This window comes from Microbacterium sp. ISL-103 (assembly GCF_018613995.1).
Classification (GTDB): Bacteria; Actinomycetota; Actinomycetes; order Actinomycetales; family Microbacteriaceae; genus Microbacterium.
On record NZ_JAGGPD010000667.1, the window covers coordinates 1 to 1,091 of the forward strand.

2 protein-coding genes are annotated in these 1,091 nt (G+C 71.8%); one reads left to right on the top strand and one right to left on the bottom strand.

Translation table 11 applies throughout. From position 1 onward, the window contains the following. The coding region (locus tag J7E68_RS19350; RefSeq protein WP_215175162.1) for an FAD-dependent oxidoreductase at positions 1–708 on the top strand (708 nt) is incomplete at its 5' end. 49 nt (positions 709–757) lie between these two features. Here the strand turns inward: J7E68_RS19350 and J7E68_RS19355 are convergent. Continuing rightward, the coding region (locus J7E68_RS19355) for a helix-hairpin-helix domain-containing protein (protein WP_215175163.1) at positions 758–1,091 on the bottom strand (334 nt) is incomplete at its 5' end.

Sequence of the window (1,091 nt, forward strand, 5' to 3'; positions counted from 1 at the left end):
CCCGGGCTGCCTTCACAAGGGATCGCGGCAGTTCCCGAGCAGCTCGCCGCGCACGCACGCGCGGCGGGCGCCGGCATCCGTCTGGGCGCCGGTGCGGAACGCATGTCCGCGTTCCCCGGCGGCATCCGGGTGGACCTGACCGACGGCGACCCCGTCGGCGCCACTCGGGTGGTCGTCGCTGTCGGTCCCGATGCCGTCGCCGATCTCACCGGGCTCGCCCGGCCGGCGACGAACGGTCTGCAGACCTGGTGGTTCGCCGCCACGGATCCTCCGACCACCTCCGCTCTTCTCACGGTCGACGGTCGAGGCCGAGGCCAGGGCCCCGTCGTGAACACCGTCGTGATGACGCACACGGTGCCGTCGTATGCGCCGGCCGGGCGCCACCTCATCGCCGCGACCTGCCTGCTGCCGCATGGCGGCGACCCCGCCGAAGAGAGTGACGTCCGCCGCCACCTGGGTGAGATCTGGGGTGCTGACGTCAGCGCGTGGGAGCTCATCCGACGCGACGACATCGACGACGCGCTCCCGGCGCAGCGGGCGCCTCTGCGCGCACCGCGATCGCCGCGCTACGCCGAGCGCCTGTACATCGCGGGGGACCACCGGGACACGGCATCGATCAACGGCGCGCTCGTGTCCGGAGAACGTGCCGCACGCGCGATCCTGACGGACGCCGGATCGTCGGCACGCGCTGTATCGATTCGCAGCTGACGAGCCTCGCGGTTCGAGATGATGCAGAGACAGCCACCCCGACCCCGCCTCACACGCGCACGCCGTCGCGGATGCCGGCGAGCAGCTTCTCGCCGATACCGGGCACCGACAGCAGATCGTCGACGGACTGGAAGCGCCCGTTCTCGTCCCGCCACGAGATGATGCGCTCAGCGAGCGCCGGACCTATTCGCGGCAGGGTCTCGAGCGCTGCCTGATCGGCGGTGTTCAGGTCGATGAGATCATCGGCGGGCGCGACTGCTCCCGGATCGCCCGCCTCGGCACCGATGGTCGGGACGATGACCTGCTCGCCGTCCGACAGCACTCGCCCGAGGTTGATCGCGGCCAGATCGGCCTCCCCAGTCGTTCCCCCCCCCGCCCCCACC